Here is a 19,222-nt window from a genome sequence, read left to right as displayed (position 1 = left end):
CGCCCGGTTAGACTCGCCGCCAGATCCGACAGCTCGTCCCGGCGCGGCGCCCCTATCCCGGCGTGGCGGGCGGGATGGCCGTCCGGCACCGCGAGCAGGTCGACGTCAACCCGCGACGCCCGGTGCGACGGCAGGCGCGTCCGTGCGCCGCTCTCGTACCGCACCACCCGTGGAGTTCTCCCATGACGCTCGCCCAGGACCCGACCACGCGCTCCGCCCCCGACCGGCACGAGGTGTTCGGCGCGCACGAGGGCGGCAAGCTCGCCACCGGCCTGACCGCGCCGCTGGCCGACGAGCGCGACCTGTCCATCGCCTACACCCCCGGCGTCGCCTACGTCTGCCGCGCCATCGCCGACGACGCCTCGCTGGCCGCCCGCTACACCTGGGCGCACCGGCTGGTCGCCGTCGTCAGCGACGGCACCGCGGTGCTCGGCCTCGGTGACATCGGGCCGCGCGCGTCGCTGCCGGTGATGGAGGGCAAGTCGGCGCTGTTCAAGTCCTTCGCCGGGCTCGACTCGATCCCGCTGGTCCTCGACACCACCGACGTCGACGAGATCGTGGAGACCCTGGTGCGGCTGCGACCGACCTTCGGTGCGGTCAACCTCGAGGACGTCGCCGCGCCGCGCTGCTTCGAGCTGGAGCGGCGCCTGGTCGAGGCGCTGGACTGCCCGGTCATGCACGACGACCAGCACGGCACCGCCGTCGTGCTGCTCGCCGCCGTCGACGGCGCCTGCCGGGTGCAGGACCGCTCGCTGTCGGACCTGCGCATCGTGATCTCGGGGGCCGGCGCGGCCGGCATCGCCTGCGCCCGCATCCTGCTGACCGCGGGCGCCTCGGACGTCGTCCTGCTGGACTCGCGCGGGGTCGTCGACGCCGGACGTGGCGGGGAGAAGGCCGCCCTGGCCGCCGTCACCAACCCGCGCGGGGTCACCGGCGGGGTCGCCGAGGCACTGGCCGGTGCGGACGTGTTCGTCGGGCTCTCCAGCGCCACGCTGCCCGAGGAGCTGCTGGCCACGATGGCCCCGGAGGGCATGGTCTTCGCGCTGTCCAACCCCGATCCCGAGGTGCACCCGGAGGTCGCGGCCCGGCACGCCGCGATCGTCGCGACCGGCCGCAGCGACTTCCCGAACCAGATCAACAACGTGCTGGCCTTCCCGGGGATCTTCCGCGGGGCCCTCGACGCGCACGCCCGCCGCATCACCGACGACATGAAGATCGCGGCCGCGCGGGCCATCGCCGACGTCGTGGCCGACGAGCTGTCCCCGCAGAAGATCGTGCCGGGCCCGTTCGACCCGCGGGTGGCCCCGGCCGTCGCCGCGGCGGTGGCCCGCGCCGCGGCGACGCCCGTCTGACCGCCGGCCGTCGGGCGGCCATAACCCCGGTTACGAAACGTGTGCAATCGGGGTCTGCGCCGAACGGCACGGTGCGCTGTGAGCGGTCGACCACGCACGGTCGGATCGGTTGCCACCGCTCGCCGAGCGCGCCACACCCTTCACCCTCCGACGACTACCTGTCACCACCCGTGAGTGACGGGCGGAGTAGCGACATTGGGCCGAACGGCCTCATCACTCGCTGTATCGGGTGGCTCGATCGGTCTACCCGCCCGGATCGCCCGGCACGGTGGCTCGTTGTTCCCGACGGAGCTGCCGAACGGAACGGAGGCGGGCGTGTCGGAGCAGGAGTCGCGGGCGGGACACCGTCCGGGTGCATCGGTCGGAGAACCGGCCGGTGGACGCGCGGAGCAGGCACCGGGTGTCCGCCGGGACCGGGATCGTGACCCCGGCCTGGCCGGCGACCTCGCCCGGGCCTTCGCCGGTCCCGGCGGCACCCCGGCGGGTCGCACCCGGCCCGGTCCCGACGACGAGCAGCTCCTCGCCCCGGCGGAGGCCCTGAACGCCGCGGCCGCGCCGGACGCCGAGATCTCCGGCGCGGGCTTCGGGGAGCCGCCGTTCGGCATGGCCCGGCGGCTGCCCGGTGCACCGCGCCCGCCCGGTCCGGCCCCGTCGGACACCGCCGCGGGTCCCGGTCCGGGGACCGCCGGATCCACGGGCGCCGACGGCGCCGACCACTCCGCGGTGCAGCTCCCGCCCTCGCCCGCGCTGGTCTGCGACGCCGGGGGCGTCGTCGTCCACACCAACGCCGCGCTCCGTCGCCTCGCCGGCTCCGCCGACCCGACCGGCATGCGGCTCCCACAGCTGCTCGTCGGCCCGGACTCCGACGCCCGCCTGGTCCGCGCCGACCGCCGGCTGGCCCGGGTCAAGGTCGTCCGCTGGAACCAGCCCGGCGACCGCACCGTCGTGCTGCTCACCCCGTTCCCCGACGCCGCGCCCGCGCCGTCGGACGAGGCACCCGCGCTCGACCTCGAGCGCGCCACCCGCTCCGGCACCTGGACCTTCGACCTGCAGGCCGGGACGCTGACCCGCAGCGAGGGGCTCGTCGAGCTCTACCGCGCGCTGGGCGTGCGCCCCGACGGCCCGGACGGCCCCATCGAGGGCGAGCAGGTCGAGCGGGTCTGCCGGATGCTGCGCCGCGGCCCGGAGGCCGCGCCGGAGCCCACCACCGCGCACAGCTCCGAGATCCGCCCCGAGGGCGGTGCGGTGCTGTCGTGCCGCACCCGGATCGACCGCACGCCCGGCGGCGCACCGCTGCGCCTGATCGGGACCGTGCAGGACGTCTCCGACCGGCGCCGCGCCGAGTCCCGCGCGCAGCGTTCCGGGCAGCGGTTCGCCGACCTCGTCGCCGCGATCACCACCGGCGTCGCGATGCTCGACGGGCGTGGCCGGATCGTCGACGCCAACCCGGCGCTGTGCCAGTTGCTCGACGCCGATCTGGAGACCCTGCGCGGGGTCCCGGCACGCAGCCTGTCCGCCGAGCCCGGGTCCGACCGGCGCGGGGGGTTGCCGGACTGGCTGCGCGACCCGTCGCACCCCGAGCCGACCTACCGGATCGAGTCGCTGCCGCTGCTGCGGGCCGACGGCACCCGGGTCGACTGCGAGGTCGTGGTCAACGCCGCACCCTCCGACGACGGCCGCCCGTTCTGGCTGCTCGTCGTCACCGACGTGGGGGAGCGCCGCCGCGCCGCCGACGTGCTGCGCGAGGCCGACACCGTCGACCCGCTGACCCGGCTGCCCAACCGGGCCGGGCTGCTGGAGCTCGCCGACCGGCTGCTGGCCGGTCCGGACGCCGACCGGGTCGCCGTCGTCTGCGGTGACGTCGACGACTTCTCCCGCGTCAACACCGGCCTCGGCCACGACGCCGGTGACCTGCTGCTCATCGAGCTGGCGGGGCGGCTGCAGCGCGAGCTGCCGTACCACTGCACGGCCGGGCGGCTGTCGGCCGACGAGTTCGCGGTGGTCTGCGCCGACGTCGACGAGGTCGGCGGACCGCAGGCGCTCGCCGCCGTCGTCGCCGAGCTGCTGCGTGGGGAGGTCACCGTGGCCGGGAGGCCGATCACGCTGACCGCCTCGGTCGGCGTCGCCGGGCGGGACGCCGCGCTGACCGGCCCGCACGCCGACGCCCGCGGCCCCCGCGGCGACGACCTGCTGCGCTCGGCCGAGGTCGCGGTGCGCGAGGCCAAGCAGCGCGGACGCGGCACGGTCGCCGTCGCCGACCGCGGCGCCGTCGCGCCGGCGCGCCGCCAGCTGGAGCTGGAGGCCGAGCTGCGCGCCGCGATCGAGGGCGACGCGCTGCGCCTGGAGTACCAGCCGGTCGTCGCGCCGGACGGCACGGTGCTGTCCGCCGAGGCGCTGCTGCGCTGGTCGCACCCGGTGCACGGGGAGGTCTCGCCCGGCGAGTTCCTGCCGGTCGCCCAGCGCGGCGGCCTGCAGCGCGAGCTGGACCTGTGGGTGCTGCGCTCCGCGGTCACCGAGGCCGCGACCTGGCCCAGGACCGGTCAGGCCGTCGCCGTCGCGGTGAACCTGGCCGGGCTGCTGCCCGCCGACCCGTCGTTCCTGGCCGACGTCACCGCGATCGTCGAGGGTGCCGGGCTGCCGTGGAACCAGCTGGTGCTCGAGCTCGTCGAGACCAGCCTGGTCGCGCTGCCGCGCCCCGCGCTGGACGCGATGAGCGAGCTCGTGCACCGCGGTGTCCGCTTCGCCGTCGACGACTTCGGCACCGGCTACTCGTCGCTGGCCCGGCTCAAGGAGCTCCCGGCGCAGACGGTCAAGGTCGACCGGGCCTTCGTCACCGGCGTCGGCACCGACCCGGCCGACTTCGCGCTCGCCCGCGCCGTCGTCGAGGTCGCCCGGGCGATGGGCCGCAAGACCGTCGCCGAGGGCGTCGAGACCGCCGAGCAGTTCCACGTGCTGCGCGGGCTCGGTGTGGACGCGTTCCAGGGCTGGCTGTTCGCCCGCTCGCTGCGCCCCGCCGACCTGCACCGCGTGCTGCGCGGCGGCGGCCTGCCGACCCCGGCGACGAGTGCCACCCCGCCCGAGGGGACCCCGGACCTCTGGTGAGCCGGTCGCGCCCGCCCAGCGCGGGCGCGACCGCCGTCGTCACCGCACGAACGCGCTCTGCCCGGTGATCGCCTTCCCGACGATCAGCGTGTTCATCTCCCGGGTGCCCTCGAAGGAGAACATCGCCTCGGCGTCGGCGAAGTACTTCGCGATCCGGTTCTCCAGCACCACCCCGTTGCCGCCGACGAGCTGGCGGCCCATCGCCACGGTCTCGCGCATCCGGGTCGCGCAGAACTCCTTCACCAGCGACGAGTGCGCGTCCGACCCCCGGCCCTCGTCGAGCAGCTGGGCGTTGCGCACCGCCATGCCCAGTGAGGCGCTCACGTTGCCGAGCATCCGCACCAGCAGGTCCTGCATCAGCTGGAACCCGCCGATCGGGCGGCCGAACTGCTCGCGCTGCGCGGCGTAGGACAGCGCCAGCTCGTAGGCGGCCATCTGCACCCCGACCGCACCCCAGGCGGCGTTGGCCCGTGTGCGCTGCAGGACCAGCCCGGCGTCGCGGAACGTGCCCGAGCCGCCGGAGAGCCGGTGCGACTCCGGCACCCGGACCTGGTCGAGCAGGATGTCGGCGTTCTGCACGATCCGCAGCGACTGCTTGCCCTCGATCTTCGTGATCGTCATGCCGTCGGACGGCGACGGCACGACGAAGCCGCGCACCGCGCCGTCGGCGTCCGGGTCGGTGTCCCGGGCCCATACGATGATCAGGTCGGCGAAGGTGGCGTTGCCGATCCAGCGCTTCTCGCCGTCGAGGACCCACTCCGCGTCGGGCCCGGACCCGTCCCGGGTGGCGGTGGTCTCCATGCCACCGGCCACGTCGGACCCGCCGTGCGGCTCGGTCAGCCCGAACGCGCCGATGGAGTCCATCCGGGCCATCGCGGGCAGCCAGCGCCGGCGCTGCTCGGGGGTGCCGCCGGCGTGGATCGAGCCCATCGCGAGGCCGGTGTGGACCCCGTAGAAGCTGTTGACCGACGGGTCGACCCGCGAGATCTCCGCATGCAGGAACCCGAGGAACAGCCGCGACGCAGGAGGGTCGGCATAACCGGCCCCCGCCAGGTCCAGCCCGGCGAAGCCCTTCACCAGCTGCATCGGGAACTCGGCGCGGTCCCACGCGTCCAGCACGACCGGGGCGACCTCGGCCCGCAGGAACTCCCGCACCCGGCGCAGGTCGGCGCGCTCGGCGTCGGTGAGCAGGTCGGCGTAGTGGAACCAGTCCGCGACGTGCGGGTGGTCCGGGTCGAGGTCCAGCTCGGGACGCGGCAGACGCGTGGGCTCCTTCGGCATGGCCCCACTGTTGCGCCGCGGCGCACCGGCCGCACGGCAGGACGGGCCGGCCCGGGGCGCCTACCGGAGCGCGCGCAGCAGCGCGGCACCGGATCCGGGGTCCCCGACCGGGCTGAGCACGACGTGGTCGGCGCCCGCGGCCCGGTGCTCGGCCATCCGCGCGACGATGTCGTCGCGGTCGCCGCGGGCGGCGACGGCGTCGAGCAGCCGGTCGGCGCGGGTGTCGATCTCGGCGTCGGTGAACCCCATCCCGCGGACGGCGGCGCGGTAGCCGGGCACGTCGAGGAGGAACCCGGCCAGCTCGCGCAGCCCCGTCCGGTCGGTCCCGAGCACGGTCGGCAGCATCACCGCGAGCAGCCGGCCCGTACCGAGCGCCGCCCGCGCCCGGGCGGTGTGCTCCGGGGTGACCAGCAGCGTCACCGCCCCGGCGCAGCGGGTACGGGCGAGGTCGAGCTTGCGTGGTCCGAGCGCGGCCAGCAGCCGCTGCGACGCGGGCAGCCCGAGTGCGTCGAGCTCGTCGAGGTGGCGGTGCAGTGCGTCCAGCGCCCCCGGTTGCTGGGACGCCCCCAACCCGGTGAGGTAGCGCCCGGGATGACGGCGGGCCGCGTCGGCGTGCACCGCGGCGACGGCCGACGCCGGGTACACCCCGGTCGGGACGATGCCGGGCACCACGACGGCGTCCCGGGTGCCGTCGAGCAGCGCGGTCAGCCGGTCGAGCCGGTCGATCGCGCCCCCGGCGAGCCACAGGGTGCGGGCACCGGCGTCCTCCAGGGCCGCGGCATCGGCGGGAGCGGGTCCGGTGGCGATGCCGAGCGGGCCCAGGGCGGTGGTCGGGGTCATGTCCGCAGCGTCGGTGCTGAACCGGGCTGCAGGTCAAGCGCGACGGGGTGTCGTGACCTGCGGCCGACCGCTCGCCCGTCGCGCACGACCGGGTTAGTGTGCTGCGACCAAGCGGGGAGCAGGGGTCCCGCGCGACGGCAGGGGGAACCGCCGATGATCGAGTTCCGGGGCGTCACGAAGCGCTTCCCGGACGGGACGGTCGCGGTCGACGAGCTCGACCTCGTCGCCGAGCAGGGGCGGATCACGGTCTTCGTGGGTCCGTCCGGCTGCGGCAAGACGACCTCCCTCCGCATGATCAACAGGATGATCGAGCCGACCGGCGGCGAGCTCCGCGTCGACGGGCGCGACGTGCTGTCCGCCGACCCGGCCGAGCTGCGCCGGGGCATCGGCTACGTCATCCAGCAGGCCGGTCTGTTCCCGCACCGCACGATCGTCGACAACATCGCGACCGTGCCGATGCTCGTCGGGAGCAGCAAGAAGGCCGCGCGGGACCGGGCGATGGAGCTGATGGAGATCGTCGGCCTCGACACCTCGATGGCCAAGCGGTACCCGGCGCAGCTGTCCGGCGGCCAGCAGCAGCGCGTCGGCGTGGCCCGTGCGCTCGCCGCCGACCCGCCCGTGCTGCTGATGGACGAGCCGTTCTCCGCGGTGGACCCGATCGTCCGGGAGAGCCTGCAGGAGGAGCTGCTGCGCCTGCAGTCCGAGCTCGGCAAGACCATCGTGTTCGTCACCCACGACATCGACGAGGCCATCAAGCTCGGCGACAAGGTCGCGGTGTTCCGGGTCGGCGGCAGACTGGCCCAGTACGACGAGCCGGGCGTGCTGCTGTCCCGCCCGGTCGACGGCTTCGTCGACAACTTCGTCGGCCGCGACCGCGGATACCGGGGCCTGGGCTTCCTGTCCTCGGACACCATCCCGCTCGGGTCGCTGCCGATGCTCTCGGTCGGCGATCCCCTCCCCGACGACGGCTGGGCGGTCGTCGTCGACGAGTCCGCCCGGCCGCTGGGCTGGGTCGAGGCCGGTGCGGGACGGGTGACCGAGGAGGCCCTCGTCCCGGGCGGATCGCTCTACGCCGTCGAGTCCGGCTCACTGCGCGGCGCGCTCGACGCGGCGCTGTCCTCACCGTCCGGGCAGGGCGTCGCCGTCGACGCCGACGGCCGCGTCGCCGGCTCGGTCACCGCCGACTCGGTGCTCGAGGCCCTGCCCGCGGCCCGCGACTCGCACAACGCCGCCTGAGGCCGCCGTGACCTGGGTGCTTGCCAACCTCGACTCCGTGCTCGACGCGCTCGCCGAGCACGTCGTGTACGCCCTGATCCCGGTGCTGCTCGGGCTGCTGTTCGCGATCCCGCTGGGCTGGGTCGCCAACCGCAACGGAACCCTGCGCACCGTCATGACCAACGCGGCCGGGCTGCTCTACACGGTGCCGTCGCTGGCGCTGTTCGTGTTCATGCCGCCGCTGCTCGGCACCCAGATCCTCGACCCGGTCAACGTGGTCGTCGCGCTGACGGTCTACACCGTCGCGCTGCTCGTACGGACGGTGTCCGACGCGCTGTCCGCGGTGCCCGGCAACGTCGTCGACGCCGCGAACGCGATGGGCTACACGCCGCTGCGCCGCTTCGTCGGCGTCGAGCTGCCGCTGGCCGTGCCGGTGATCGTGGCCGGGCTGCGGGTCGCCGCGGTGTCCACGATCAGCCTGGTCACCGTCGGTGCGGTGATCGGCTTCGGTGGGCTCGGCCTGCTGTTCACCGAGGGCTTCAACCGCAGCAACGACGCCCAGATCGTCGCGGGCATCGTGCTCGTGCTGCTGCTGGCCCTCGTCGTCGACTCGGCCCTGCTGCTCGCCGGCAGGCTGCTCACCCCCTGGCAGCGGGCCCGGACCGGGAAGGCGGGGACATGACCTACTTCGGCTGGCTGTTCGACGGCGCGAACTGGACGGGGTCGACCGGCATCCTCGCCCGGCTCGCCGAGCACCTCGGCTACACCGCCCTGACCCTGCTGGTCGCGGTCGTGATCGCGGTGCCGCTGGGCGCCTGGATCGGGCACACCGGGCGCGGCGGGTTCGTCGTCGTCGGGCTGGCCAACGGCCTGCGCGCGCTGCCGACCCTCGGCCTGCTCGTGCTGCTGGCGACGCTCACCGGGCTCTCCCTGGTCGGCCCGATCATCACCCTCATCGTGCTGGCGGTGCCGGCGGTGCTGGCCGGCACCTACGCCGGCATCCGCAACGTCGACCCGGCGGTGGTCGACGCCGCCACCGGGATGGGCATGCGCGGGTCCGAGGTGCTCTGGAAGGTCGAGCTCCCCAACGCGCTGCCGCTGATCATCGGCGGGCTGCGCAGCGCCACCCTGCAGGTCATCGCCACCGCGACGATCGCCGCCTACGTGTCCCTCGGCGGGCTCGGCCGGTTCATCATCGACGGCCTCGGCCAGCGCGACTTCGGCATGATGATCGGCGGCTCGATCCTGGTCGCGGTGCTCGCGATCCTCGCCGACCTGATCCTGGGCGGGCTGCAGAAGCTGATCGTGTCACCCGGCCTGCAGGCCACCGGCCGCACCGCGCCGCGCCGGCTGCGCGCGGTGCCCACCCGCCCCGAACCCGTCCGCGAAGCGGCCTGAACCACCCCGCACGTCCCGAGAGGACACCCACCATGAGACGCACCCGCCTCCTGACCGCCGTCGCCGCGACGGTGACCGCCGCGTTCGCGCTGACCGTCTGCGGCGGGGGCTCCGACCCCCTCGCCGGGGGCGGGCAGTCCGGCAGCGGTGACCAGAACACCGTCGTCGTCGGCGCCGCGAACTTCACCGAGAGCCAGATCCTGTCCTCGGTGTTCGCCCAGGCGCTGCAGGCCAAGGGCGTCACCGTCGAGACCCGGCCGCCGATCGGGTCCCGCGAGGCCTACGTGCCCGCGCTCAAGGACGGCTCCATCGACCTCATCCCGGACTACAGCGGCACGCTGCTGCAGTACCTGGACAAGAGCGCCGCGCAGACCCAGCCGGACGAGGTCTACACCGCGCTGCAGTCCACCCTGAACACCGCGGCGCCGACGCTGACCGTCCTGAACCGGGCCGAGGCCGAGGACAAGGACGCCGTCGTCGTCACCCGGGAGACCGCGCAGCGGCTGAACGCGACCTCCATCGCCGACATCGCGCCGCGCTGCGGTGAGCTCGTGTTCGGCGGCCCGCCGGAGTTCCAGACCCGGCCCGACGGCATCCCCGGCCTCCAGAAGACCTACAACTGCTCGTTCAAGTCCTACCGCTCGCTCGACGCCGGCGGCCCGCTGACCGTCGCGGCACTGAAGAACGGCGACGTGCAGGCCGCGGACCTGTTCACCACCGACGCGGCGATCCCGGAGAACGACTTCGTGGTCCTCACCGACCCGAAGAACAACTTCGCCGCGCAGAACGTCGTGCCGCTGATCAACAAGGCGAAGGCGACCCCGCAGGTCACCGAGATCCTGAACGCGGTCTCGGCGAAGCTGACCACCCAGGAGCTGCTCGGCCTGAACGAGGCCGCGGCCGCACCGGACAAGCCGTCGGTCGAGACCGTGGCGAAGAACTGGCTGACCGCGCAGGGCCTGCTCTGATGGTCGGCGAGGTCCGATCCCTGCACCGCTACCCCGTGAAGTCGATGCTGGGGGAGGACCTCGCCGCCCTGGAGCTCGACGTGCACGGCGTCGTCGGCGACCGGGCACTCGCCCTGACCGACCCGGACACCGGCCGGGTCGCGACGGCCAAACAGCCCCGGCACTGGCGACGCCTGCTGACGTGCACCTCCGAGGGCGTCGGCGACGACGTGCGGGTCACCCTGCCCGACGGCCGCACCGTCGACGCCGGGCAGGCCGCCGGGCCGCTCGCGGAGCTGCTCGGGCGACCGGTCGTCGTCGCACAGCAGCGGGCCGACGGTGCCGTCGTCGAGCGCCCGGACCCGGAGGACGTACTGGCCCACGGCCTGGACGCCGAGGTCGACGCGCCGATCCTGGAGATCGCCCAGGGCGCTCCCGGCGGGCGGTTCGTCGACCACTCACCGGTGCACCTGATCACCACCGCGACGCTGGACGCGCTCGGTGTCGAGGCGCTGCGTTACCGGCCCAACGTGGTCGTCGCGACGCCGCCGGGCACCGAGCCGTTCGTGGAGAACGACTGGCTGGGGCGCCGGCTCACCCTGGGCGACGTCGTGCTGGTCCCGACCCTGCCGACGCCGCGCTGTTCCGTGCCGACGCTGGAGCACGGCGACCTGCCCCGGGCCCCGCACGCCCTGCGCGGCCCGGCCGAGGCCAACCGTGTGGAGGTCGAGGGCTTCGGGGTGCTGCCGTGCGCGGGTCTCTACGCCCGCGTCGAGCACACCGGCACGCTGCGCGTCGGCGACCGCGTCGAGGTGACCTGACCTCGGTCAGGTGAGGCGGCCGTAGACGTCGGTGATGAGCAGGACCGCGAAGAGCACCGACGAGATCCCCAGGATCGCGTTGGACAGCCACCGCGAGCGCGCCTCGCGGGCCACCATCGTCGTGTTCAGCAGCAGGAGCAGCGTGACCGCCAGGAACGGCATGAAGAACGAGCCCAGCACGCCGTAGACCAGCGTCAGCGCGAACGGCCGCCCGATGAGCAGCAGCGCCATCGGCGGGAACGTCAGCCACAGCAGGTAGCCGCGGAAGGGCAGCGAGCGCTCGGCGCGGGCCGCCTCGTAGGCGCCCGGCCGCCCGGGGCCGTCGCCGCGCTCGGCGGTCGCCTCCTCGCCGGGCACGACGGCGTTGACCTCGTCCGGCCCGATCGCGGCCTTCTTGCCGTGCGGGAGCCGGATCGCCCGCACCCAGTCGGTGAACAGCAGCGACACGCCGTTCCACACGCCGAGCAGCGAGGTGAAGGTGACCGACAGGAAGCCGACGAGGAACAGGATCCGCACCGGGTCGCCGTAGAGGGCACCGAGCCGGTCGGCGAGGGTGAGCAGGCCACTGTCGGACTCGGTGAGGTTCTCCCCGAGCAGGATCGTCGACCCGACGACGAGCATCGAGACGACGAAGATGCCGGTCATGATGTAGCCGGTCGCGTTGTCGAGCCGCATCATCGACAGCCACTTCGGGCCCTTCCAGCCCTTCGCGAACAGCCAGTAGCCGTAGGCGGCCATGGTGATCGTGCCGCCGACGCCGCCGATCAGCCCGAGCACGTAGACCGTTGACCCCTCCGGCAGCCGCGGCACCAGGCCGTTCAGCAGGGCGGGCACGTCCGGGCCGACCAGGATCGCGACGAACACGACCGTCGCGAACTTGATCAGCACGAGCACCGTCATGAACTTCTCGAAGGCGTGGTAGCGCTGCACCCACACCAGCACCAGCCCGACGACGCCCGCGATCGCCGCCCACCCGCCGACCGGCAGTCCGCCGAACAGCGCGTTGAGGGGCAGCCCGACCGCCGACATCGCGGTGGCGCCGTAGACGAAGCCCCACACCACGATGTAGACGCCGAAGAAGCCGGTGGCCCAGTAGCCCAGCCGCCGCCAGCCGTCGAGCATGGTGGCCCCGGAACCGAGGTGCCAGCGGCCGACGGCCTCGCCGAGCGCGAGCTTGACCAGCGTCCCGACGACGGCGGCCCACAGCAGCACCGTCCCGAACGACGCTCCCGCCACCATCGTCGCGACGAGGTCTCCCGCCCCGACGCCGGTCGCCGCGGCGAGCAGCCCCGGCCCGATCGAGCGGATCTTCCGTGCACCGGTGGGCGGTTCCAGGAAGTCCGTCTGCGGAGCGGGGGAGGCCATCGTCACAGTCTCCGATCACGGCGTCGTGGGTGGTGTGCCGTGCACGCTAGGCGAGCGCGCCGGGGGGTTCCAGCGCGAGAGGGTCACGAACGGACGAACCGGACCCCCCGAACGCGGGCCGGGGTGGGGTGGCCGGCGCACCCGGCGTTGCAGCGGCCGCAGGTGCGGCGCACCATGAACGGGTACCGGGACCGGCCGATAGATTGGCCGCGGCGTCGGCCGGGTCACGGTCGTCGCACGCGCACGCACGGAGGGTGGGCATGGCGAACATCGACGAGATCCGGGCCGGGATCGGGCGGGCCAACCAGCAGGCCACCGAGAGCCTCGGCGCACTGAGGCACGCCCGCCAGGCCATCGAGGAGGCCGGCGCCGCGTTCTCGCAGAACATCTACGGCACCGCCCAGAACGACGCCGACGACGCCCGCGCCCGCTTCGCCGCCGCGTCGGAGAAGATCGACGAGGTCGAGCAGGCCCTGCACATCGCCATGCAGTCCGCCGACGACGTCGCCTCGCGGCTCTGACCGCGCCCGCCCGCCCCTGATGGCCCGTCGTCCGAACCGCCGCGAGCGGATCCGGTCCGCCTTCGACGGGTTCCACCGGGCGGCGTCGCGGGCACTGGGCGCGGCGGAGGGGCGCCGCGACCGGGCCGCGACCCGGCACGCCGAGGTCATGGCGGAGCTGTGGCTGCGCGAGACCGGGTACGACGCCGCGCGCCGCGACCCGGGGCTCTCCCGGTTGTTCGACAACCCGCGGCTCGACGGCGTCCTCACCCGGGTCGCCGAGGACCGGGCGCACGTGTTCGACCGCTGGCAGGGCGACTCCCCGCAGACGCTGTCGGAGATCGTCGCCGACGCCACCCCGGGTGCCGCCGGTGACGACCCGACCGACTGGAAGCCGGTCGCGGGTGCTGTGGAGCCGACCGGTCCGGTGCCGGAGATGTGGGTGCTCGGCACCGGCTCGGTGGAGGGTGGCGCCCCGTTCCGGGTCGCGGTCCCGCTGCTCGACGGCGCGCACCTGCAGGTGGTGTCGACGCCGCGCTCCCGCGACCGGGCCGAGGCGATGGTCGAGCAGCTGGTCCTGCGCACCGTGCGGTACTTCCGGCCCGGCGCGGTGAACGTGCACGTCTGGGACGTCGGCCAGCTCGCCGGCGCGCTGCCCGGGCTGTACCCGCTGACCCGCACCGGGCTGCTGACCGTGCACGACCCGACCCGGCTGGGGCGGCTGCTGGACCAGCTCGCCGACCGGATCCGCCGGGTGCAGACCCGGGTGCTCGCCGACGGCGCCACCTCGCTGCGCGAGCTCGCCGACCGCATGGGGGAGCGCCCCGAGGCGTGGCTGGTGGCGGTGCTCGTCGGCAACGGCCGCGAGCTGCCCGAGGCCGAGCTGCGTCAGCTGCAGCGGGTCGCGCGCGGCGGTGTCGCGGCGGGGGTGCAGCTGGTGCTGCTCGACGTCCCGGCGGCGCTGCCGCGTCCGGTGGAGACCGTCGACTTCGGGGACCCGCCGGGCGTCGACCCCGCCGACGACCGGCAGCCGGTCCCGGTGCGGACGTCGGTGACCGGGCCGCACGTGCTCGTCGAGCCGGACCCTCCGGTACCGGCCGACGACGTCACCGCGGTGTGCGAGGCGATCGCCGCCGGGCACGAGCAGTGGCGCGGACGGCTGGGCGCGTTCAAGGACATGCTGCCCCGGCGGCGTGGCGAGGGCCGCTCGCACGACGGGCTGAAGGTCGTCGTCGGGCACGAGGACGGCATCCCCGCCGAGCTGAGCCTCGACGACCACTCCCCGCACGCACTCGTCGGCGGGCCGAGCGGGTCGGGCAAGACGAACCTGCTGCTGGCCTGGATCGCCGGCCTCGCCGCGCACTACGGCCCCGACGAGGTCGAGCTGTACCTGCTCGACTTCAAGGAGGGGGTGTCGTTCACCCCGTTCGCCCCGGACCCCGACGGGCACCGCGCCGACCGGCTCCCGCAGGCCCGCCTGATCGGCGTCAACATCAACACCGACCGGGAGTTCGGGCTCGCGCTGCTGCGCCACCTCTCCGAGGTCATGCGCAGCCGCGCCGAGGCCGCCCGCCGGCACGGCGCGACCAAGCTGGCCGAGCTGCGGGCCGAGCGTCCGGACCTGCGGCTGCCGCGGATCGTCGCGGTCATCGACGAGTTCCAGTTCCTGTTCACCGGCCGGGACGCGGTCAGCGCCGAGGCGACCGCGCTGCTGGAGGACGTCGCCCGGCGCGGCCGCTCGCAGGGCGTGCACCTGGTGCTGGCCAGCCAGGACGTCTCCGGCATCGACGCGCTGTGGGGCCGTTCGGCGATCTTCGAGCAGTTCGTGCTGCGGATCGCGCTGCCCCGCGCGCGGCGGATCCTCGCCCAGGACAACGAGGCGGCGCTGGCGCTCCCGCGCTGGCACGCGATCGTCAACCACGACTCGGGCGTCGCGCACGGCAACCGGGTGGTCCGGCTGCCCGAGGCGGGCGGTCCGGTGGTCCGCGACGTCCAGGTGACCGCGTTCGCCGACTTCCCGGACACCCCGGAGCCGGTCGTCTTCGACGGTGCCCGCGCCCCCGGGTACGACGCGCTGGCCGCCCGGCTGCCCGCCGACGGTGTGCCCCGCGCGCTGGTCGGGCAGTTCGTCGACGTGCACGGCAGCCCCGCGGCCGCCGAGCTGTCCGACGGTCCCGGTCGCAACCTCGGGGTGATCGGGCCCGATGCCCGCGTCGCCGTCCCGCTGCTGTGCTCGGCCGTCCGCTCGGTGACGTCGTCGCTGCCCGACCCGGCCGGCGCGCAGATCGTGCTCGTGCCGCTGGTCCCGGACGCGGTGGCCGCCTCGGGCGCGCTCGCCCCGGATCTGCCCGGCACGGTGGAGAAGGTGTCCGCCGACGGGTTCGCCGCGCGCGTGGCCGAGCTGGCCGCGACGGTCCGCGCCCGGGCGGCGACGGGCGGCGGAGGGCATGCACCCCTGCTGGTCGTGGTGTTCGGCGCCGATGCCGCGGAGTCGATGCTGGACCGCGCCGGCACCGAGGACCTGCGGGCGCTGCTGCGTCACGGCCCGGGTGTCGGGGTGCACGTGCTGGGCTGGTGGCAGGGCGCGCAACGGTTGAAGATGCTGCTGGCCCCGCCGGGTGCGGCGATCGACGACCTGGGTGCCTGGGTGGCGACCGGCGTGCAGGGCACCGACCTGGTGGCGCTGCTGGGCGGTCAGCCGCTCGACTGGACGCCGACGCCGGGGCGCGCGCTGTTCCTCGACCGCTCCCGGCACGGACGCCCGCAGCTGGTCATCCTGACCGACGCCGGGGGTGGCGGCTCGGACACCTTCTCCGGTGGCGGCAGCTCGGACACCCTCGCCGGACGCGGTGGCTCGGGCACCCCCGCGGGTGGCGGCGGCTCGGGGACTCTCGCCGGAGGTGGGGCGTGAGTGCGGTGGAGCGTTACCGGGCGGTGGTGTCCGAGCTGGCCGGCGCCGTCGTCGACCTGCGGGAACACGACGCCCGGCGGGCCGAGGAGCTGCGCCGCGAGCTGCGTGGCACCGAGCGGGAGCTGCGCGAGGCCGCGGACCGGCTCACCCTGGCCCGCGGCATGTTCGAGCTGCGCTGGGAGGCCGCGTTGCAGCTGATGTGGGCGGCCGAGGAGCCGGGGCGGCCCCGGCCACGACCCGACCTGCGGGCCGACCCGGACGAGCACGCCGCGCTGGAGGAGGCCGCCGACGAGGCTCTGCGCGAGCTGCGCTCCTCGGGCGACCGGCGGCTGTTCCGCCTGCGCCGCGACGACGACTGACCCCGTCCCGCGCCCCGCATCGGGCCCGCGCCGCACCGGGCGGTCAGCCCAGCGGGACGACGCCCAGCAGCAGCGCGACCCCCAGCATCACCAGCGAGCAGACCGCGGCCCGCCAGATCACCTTGCGGTGGTGGTCGGCCAGGTTGACCTTCGCCAGCGAGACGAGCAGCAGCAGCGCCGGGACCAGCGGGCTGGTCATGTGCACCGGCTGGCCGATGATCGAGGCGCGGGCCATCTCCACCGGGGCGATGCCGTAGTGGCCCGCGGCCTCGGTGAGGATCGGCAGGATGCCGAAGTAGAACGCGTCGTTGGTGATGAAGAACGTCAGCGGCATGCTCAGCACCCCGGTGATCACCGCGAACCAGGAGCCGACCGACGGCGGCACGGCCGAGACGATCCCGTTCGCCATCGCCGTCACCATGCCGGTGCCCGACAGCACCCCGACCAGGACCGCGGCGGCGAACACCATGGACACGACGCCGACGATCGAGGTGGCGTGCGAGGTCACCGCCCGGAGCTGGTCCTCGGGCTTCGGGAAGTTCACGACCAGGGCGATCGCGGCGGCCGCGACGAACACCAGCGACAGCGGGAGGACGTCCATGCCCAGCAGCACCAGCAGCGCGACGGTGAGCCCCAGGTTGAACCAGATCAGCTTCGGCCGCAGGGTCGGGCGGTTCGGGTCGAGGGTGCCCCCGAGATCGTCGGAGACGTCGGAGGCGCCACCGGCGGAGCCCGACGCCGGGCGGTCGGCACCGTGCGTGCCGTCGGTGCCGGTGCCCCCGCCGACCAGGGCGGGCTCGCGCACCGCCACCATCTCGTCGGCGACGACCGACAGTGTGCGGCCCGAGGCGAGCAGCCGCTTGCGCTCGGAACGACCGAGCTGCCAGGCCAGCAGCAGCACCGTGGCGATGCCGGCCACCATGCCCGGGACCATCGGGTTGAACAGCTCCGAGGGGGACACGTTCAGCACCGTCGCGGCGCGGATCGTCGGGCCGCCCCAGGGCAGGATGTTGAGCACGCCGTTGGCGAGGTTGGCGACGACGGTCAGCACCACCGGGCTCAGCCCGAGCCGCAGGTAGATCGGCAGCAGCGCGGACACCGTGATGATGAAGGTGGTCGAGCCGTCGCCGTCGAGGGAGACGACCCCGGCCAGCACCGCGGTCAGCACGACCAGGCGCACCGGGTCGTTCTTCACCGTGCGCAGCACGAAGCGGATCAGCGGGTCGAACAGCCCGACGTCGATCATCGTGCCGAAGAAGATGATCGCGAAGAACAGCAGCACGGCCGTCGGCGCGAAGTCCTTGAAGGCGGACGAGATCGAGTCGACGACGCCGTCCTCACCCGGTTCGGACAGGCCGGTGCCGGTCACCACGAGGGCGAAGGTCAGCGGGACGAGGACCAGCGCCAGTGTCGGCGCGAGCCGCTTCGACAGGATCAGGTACATGAAGACCGCGATCATCGCGGACCCGAGAACGATGAGCATCGGTGCTCCTCTTCGACGGACGTGTCGAGGAGCAACGCTAGGTCCGGACCCCCGCCCCGGTCCCGCTTGCGGACACAGCCCACGTAGTGGTCGCTGCGTGCCCTGTGGTCGTTGTGGTCACGGGGTCACTCGTCGTCGGCGTCGTCCCGGGCCAGAAAGCTCGACAGCCGCTCGACGGCCGTCTCGAACTGCGGGTTCGCGTCGACGAAGGCGCGGAGCCGGTCGGCCAGCCACTCGACGCTGACCTGCTCGTCGCCGCGCCGGTCGACGAGCTCCTCGATGCCGCGGTCGGTGAAGTACATGCCGGCGAGGATACGGCGGGCACTGCTTGACCCGGACGCGACGGCATCGTTTTCGATGGGTCTCCCACCGCCTCGTGAGGAGACCCCATGTCCACCGCGCCGCCCGCGGCGACCGTCGCGCCGACCCCGGTCGGCGACCGTGCGCTCGCCCCCGACCTCGCCCGGGGGGCGATGCTGCTGCTGATCGCACTGGCCCACGCCCCTTGGTTCGCCTACACCTCGGAGCTGGGGGCCACGCTGCTGCACGCCGCGGACGGCGGGCCGGCCGACCGGATCGCCCAGATCGTGACGATCACCGCCGTCGACGGCCGGGCCTGGACGCTGTTCGGGTTCCTGTTCGCCTACGGCATCGGGCAGCTCTACGCCCGCCGCATCGCCGGTGGCGGCACCGATGCGCAGGCACGACGGCTGCTGCGCACCCGGCACTGGTGGATGCTCGCGTTCGGTCTGCTCCACGCGGCACTGCTGTGGCAGGGCGACATCCTCGGCACCTACGGCCTCCTCGGCCTGGTGCTGGTACCGCTGTTCCTGCACCGCAGCGACCGCACCCTGCGGACCGTGGCCGGCGTGCTGGTCGGACTCGCCGTCGTCGTCCCCACGGTGACCGGCGTGCTCGCACAGTTCACCGGCGGCGGCACGCCCACGGCCGTCGCGCAGCAGGTGGCCCTGTCCACGCCGGGCTGGCTCGCCACCCTGCCGTTGCGGCTCGGACTGTGGGTCGCGGCGCTCCCCGGGGCGTTCCTGACCCTGGTGATGCCCGCCGCGGTGCTGCTCGGGCTGCTCGCCGCGCGGCACCGCGTCCTGGAGGAGCCGGGCCGGTACCTGCCCCTGCTCCGCCGCACCGCCGTCGTGGGCATCGCCGTCGGCTGGTCGGCGGGGCTCGCCCAGGCGCTCGTGCACGTCGGCGTCGTCGTCCTGCCGGACCCGGGCGCGTTCGCCGGTCTGCACATCGCCACCGGGATCTTCGCCGCCCTCGGCTACGTCGCGGTGTTCGGCCTCGTCGCGCACCGGCTCGGCACCCGTCCGGTGGCGCCGCTGCCGGTCCGGGCCCTCGTCGCGCTCGGCCGCCGGTCGCTGAGCGGCTACCTGGCGCAGTCGCTGCTGTTCGTGCCGCTGCTCGCCGCCTGGGGCCTCGGGCTGGGTGCCCACCTCTCGGGCTGGTCGGCGTCGCTGGTCGCGGTGGGAGTGTGGCTGCTCACCGTCGTCGTCGCGTACCGGCTCGACCGGGCTGGTGTCCGGGGGCCCGCCGAGACCCTGCTACGACGGCTGACCTACCGCTCGGCCGCCCGTCGGTGACCCCGCTCCGGGGGTGGCGGCACGGTGGCCGCACCGTCACCGTCGGCGTG

At 74.4% G+C, this 19,222-nt stretch carries 16 protein-coding genes; 11 read left to right on the top strand and 5 right to left on the bottom strand.

Features of this window, described 5'->3' with window-relative positions; translation table 11 throughout:
- Window positions 1-182 precede the first annotated feature (182 nt).
- Window positions 183-1,352 carry an NADP-dependent malic enzyme gene (locus Ae505Ps2_RS01845; RefSeq protein WP_075310392.1) on the top strand — a complete coding sequence of 390 codons (1,170 nt, stop codon included), beginning with the start codon at window positions 183-185 and terminating at the stop codon, window positions 1,350-1,352.
- Window positions 1,353-1,667: 315 nt separating this feature from the next.
- Complete coding sequence (locus Ae505Ps2_RS01840; protein ID WP_139318937.1) at window positions 1,668-4,454, top strand: GGDEF domain-containing phosphodiesterase; 2,787 nt, start codon at window positions 1,668-1,670, stop codon at window positions 4,452-4,454.
- Window positions 4,455-4,493: 39 nt separating this feature from the next.
- On the opposite strand, the gene Ae505Ps2_RS01835 is transcribed toward Ae505Ps2_RS01840, so the two are convergent.
- Together Ae505Ps2_RS01835 and Ae505Ps2_RS31735 are read right to left on the bottom strand one after the other, a co-directional pair.
- Entirely contained in the window at window positions 4,494-5,735 is a 1,242-nt protein-coding gene (locus tag Ae505Ps2_RS01835; protein ID WP_075310394.1) for an acyl-CoA dehydrogenase family protein, read from the bottom strand.
- A 60-nt stretch (window positions 5,736-5,795) separates the two neighbouring features.
- Window positions 5,796-6,575: a hypothetical protein gene (locus tag Ae505Ps2_RS31735; RefSeq protein WP_075333845.1), complete on the bottom strand. Its 780-nt coding sequence runs from the start codon at window positions 6,573-6,575 to the stop codon at window positions 5,796-5,798.
- A gap of 153 nt (window positions 6,576-6,728) precedes the next feature.
- Here Ae505Ps2_RS31735 and Ae505Ps2_RS01825 point away from each other — a divergent pair, with 153 nt between their 5' ends.
- The 5 genes from Ae505Ps2_RS01825 to Ae505Ps2_RS01805 are packed head-to-tail and all read left to right on the top strand — an operon-like array spanning window position 6,729 to window position 10,956.
- The gene (locus tag Ae505Ps2_RS01825; protein ID WP_075310398.1) at window positions 6,729-7,811 is read left to right on the top strand and encodes an ATP-binding cassette domain-containing protein; all 1,083 of its coding nucleotides are present in this window, start codon (window positions 6,729-6,731) and stop codon (window positions 7,809-7,811) included.
- A gap of 7 nt (window positions 7,812-7,818) precedes the next feature.
- The gene (locus Ae505Ps2_RS01820) at window positions 7,819-8,472 is read left to right on the top strand and encodes an ABC transporter permease (protein ID WP_075310400.1); all 654 of its coding nucleotides are present in this window, start codon (window positions 7,819-7,821) and stop codon (window positions 8,470-8,472) included.
- Complete coding sequence (locus Ae505Ps2_RS01815) at window positions 8,469-9,188, top strand: ABC transporter permease (RefSeq protein ID WP_075310402.1); 720 nt, start codon at window positions 8,469-8,471, stop codon at window positions 9,186-9,188. Before Ae505Ps2_RS01820 ends, Ae505Ps2_RS01815 begins: the two co-directional genes overlap by 4 nt.
- Before the next feature lie 32 nt (window positions 9,189-9,220).
- Window positions 9,221-10,156, top strand: coding sequence for an ABC transporter substrate-binding protein (locus Ae505Ps2_RS01810; protein WP_075553362.1), 936 nt, complete (start codon window positions 9,221-9,223; stop codon window positions 10,154-10,156).
- Entirely contained in the window at window positions 10,156-10,956 is an 801-nt protein-coding gene (locus Ae505Ps2_RS01805) for an MOSC N-terminal beta barrel domain-containing protein (RefSeq protein ID WP_075310404.1), read from the top strand. Before Ae505Ps2_RS01810 ends, Ae505Ps2_RS01805 begins: the two co-directional genes overlap by 1 nt.
- Window positions 10,957-10,962: 6 nt before the next feature.
- Here the strand turns inward: Ae505Ps2_RS01805 and Ae505Ps2_RS01800 are convergent, their stop codons facing one another.
- Window positions 10,963-12,321 carry an Nramp family divalent metal transporter gene (locus tag Ae505Ps2_RS01800; protein ID WP_075310406.1) on the bottom strand — a complete coding sequence of 453 codons (1,359 nt, stop codon included), beginning with the start codon at window positions 12,319-12,321 and terminating at the stop codon, window positions 10,963-10,965.
- Between the two features lie 260 nt (window positions 12,322-12,581).
- Here Ae505Ps2_RS01800 and Ae505Ps2_RS01795 point away from each other — a divergent pair, with 260 nt between their 5' ends.
- Genes Ae505Ps2_RS01795 through Ae505Ps2_RS30805 form a run of 3 tightly spaced genes read left to right on the top strand, consistent with a single transcriptional unit; the run spans window position 12,582 to window position 16,091 of the window.
- Window positions 12,582-12,842: a hypothetical protein gene (locus Ae505Ps2_RS01795; RefSeq protein ID WP_020623160.1), complete on the top strand. Its 261-nt coding sequence runs from the start codon at window positions 12,582-12,584 to the stop codon at window positions 12,840-12,842.
- A 19-nt stretch (window positions 12,843-12,861) separates the two neighbouring features.
- Complete coding sequence (locus tag Ae505Ps2_RS01790; RefSeq protein ID WP_083695258.1) at window positions 12,862-15,732, top strand: FtsK/SpoIIIE domain-containing protein; 2,871 nt, start codon at window positions 12,862-12,864, stop codon at window positions 15,730-15,732.
- Window positions 15,729-16,091 carry a hypothetical protein gene (locus Ae505Ps2_RS30805; protein WP_139318938.1) on the top strand — a complete coding sequence of 121 codons (363 nt, stop codon included), beginning with the start codon at window positions 15,729-15,731 and terminating at the stop codon, window positions 16,089-16,091. The genes Ae505Ps2_RS01790 and Ae505Ps2_RS30805 overlap by 4 nt, the downstream gene beginning before the upstream one ends.
- Window positions 16,092-16,134: 43 nt before the next feature.
- Here the strand turns inward: Ae505Ps2_RS30805 and Ae505Ps2_RS01780 are convergent, their stop codons facing one another.
- On the bottom strand, window positions 16,135-17,574 hold the full coding sequence (locus tag Ae505Ps2_RS01780) for an SLC13 family permease (RefSeq protein ID WP_075333843.1): 1,440 nt from the start codon (window positions 17,572-17,574) through the stop codon (window positions 16,135-16,137).
- Between the two features lie 125 nt (window positions 17,575-17,699).
- Window positions 17,700-17,876: a DUF6104 family protein gene (locus Ae505Ps2_RS31730; RefSeq protein WP_020623156.1), complete on the bottom strand. Its 177-nt coding sequence runs from the start codon at window positions 17,874-17,876 to the stop codon at window positions 17,700-17,702.
- A gap of 87 nt (window positions 17,877-17,963) precedes the next feature.
- Between Ae505Ps2_RS31730 and Ae505Ps2_RS01775 the strand changes: the two genes are divergently transcribed.
- Window positions 17,964-19,172 (top strand): DUF418 domain-containing protein, encoded by a 1,209-nt coding sequence (locus Ae505Ps2_RS01775; RefSeq protein ID WP_075333842.1) that lies wholly within the window; start codon window positions 17,964-17,966, stop codon window positions 19,170-19,172.
- Window positions 19,173-19,222 lie beyond the last annotated feature (50 nt).

The sequence above is a fragment of the Pseudonocardia sp. Ae505_Ps2 genome, from assembly GCF_001932425.1.
Taxonomy (GTDB): Bacteria; Actinomycetota; Actinomycetes; order Mycobacteriales; family Pseudonocardiaceae; genus Pseudonocardia.
The sequence above is the reverse complement of the archived record's forward strand: the minus strand, read 5'-3'. Positions and strand labels throughout refer to the sequence as shown.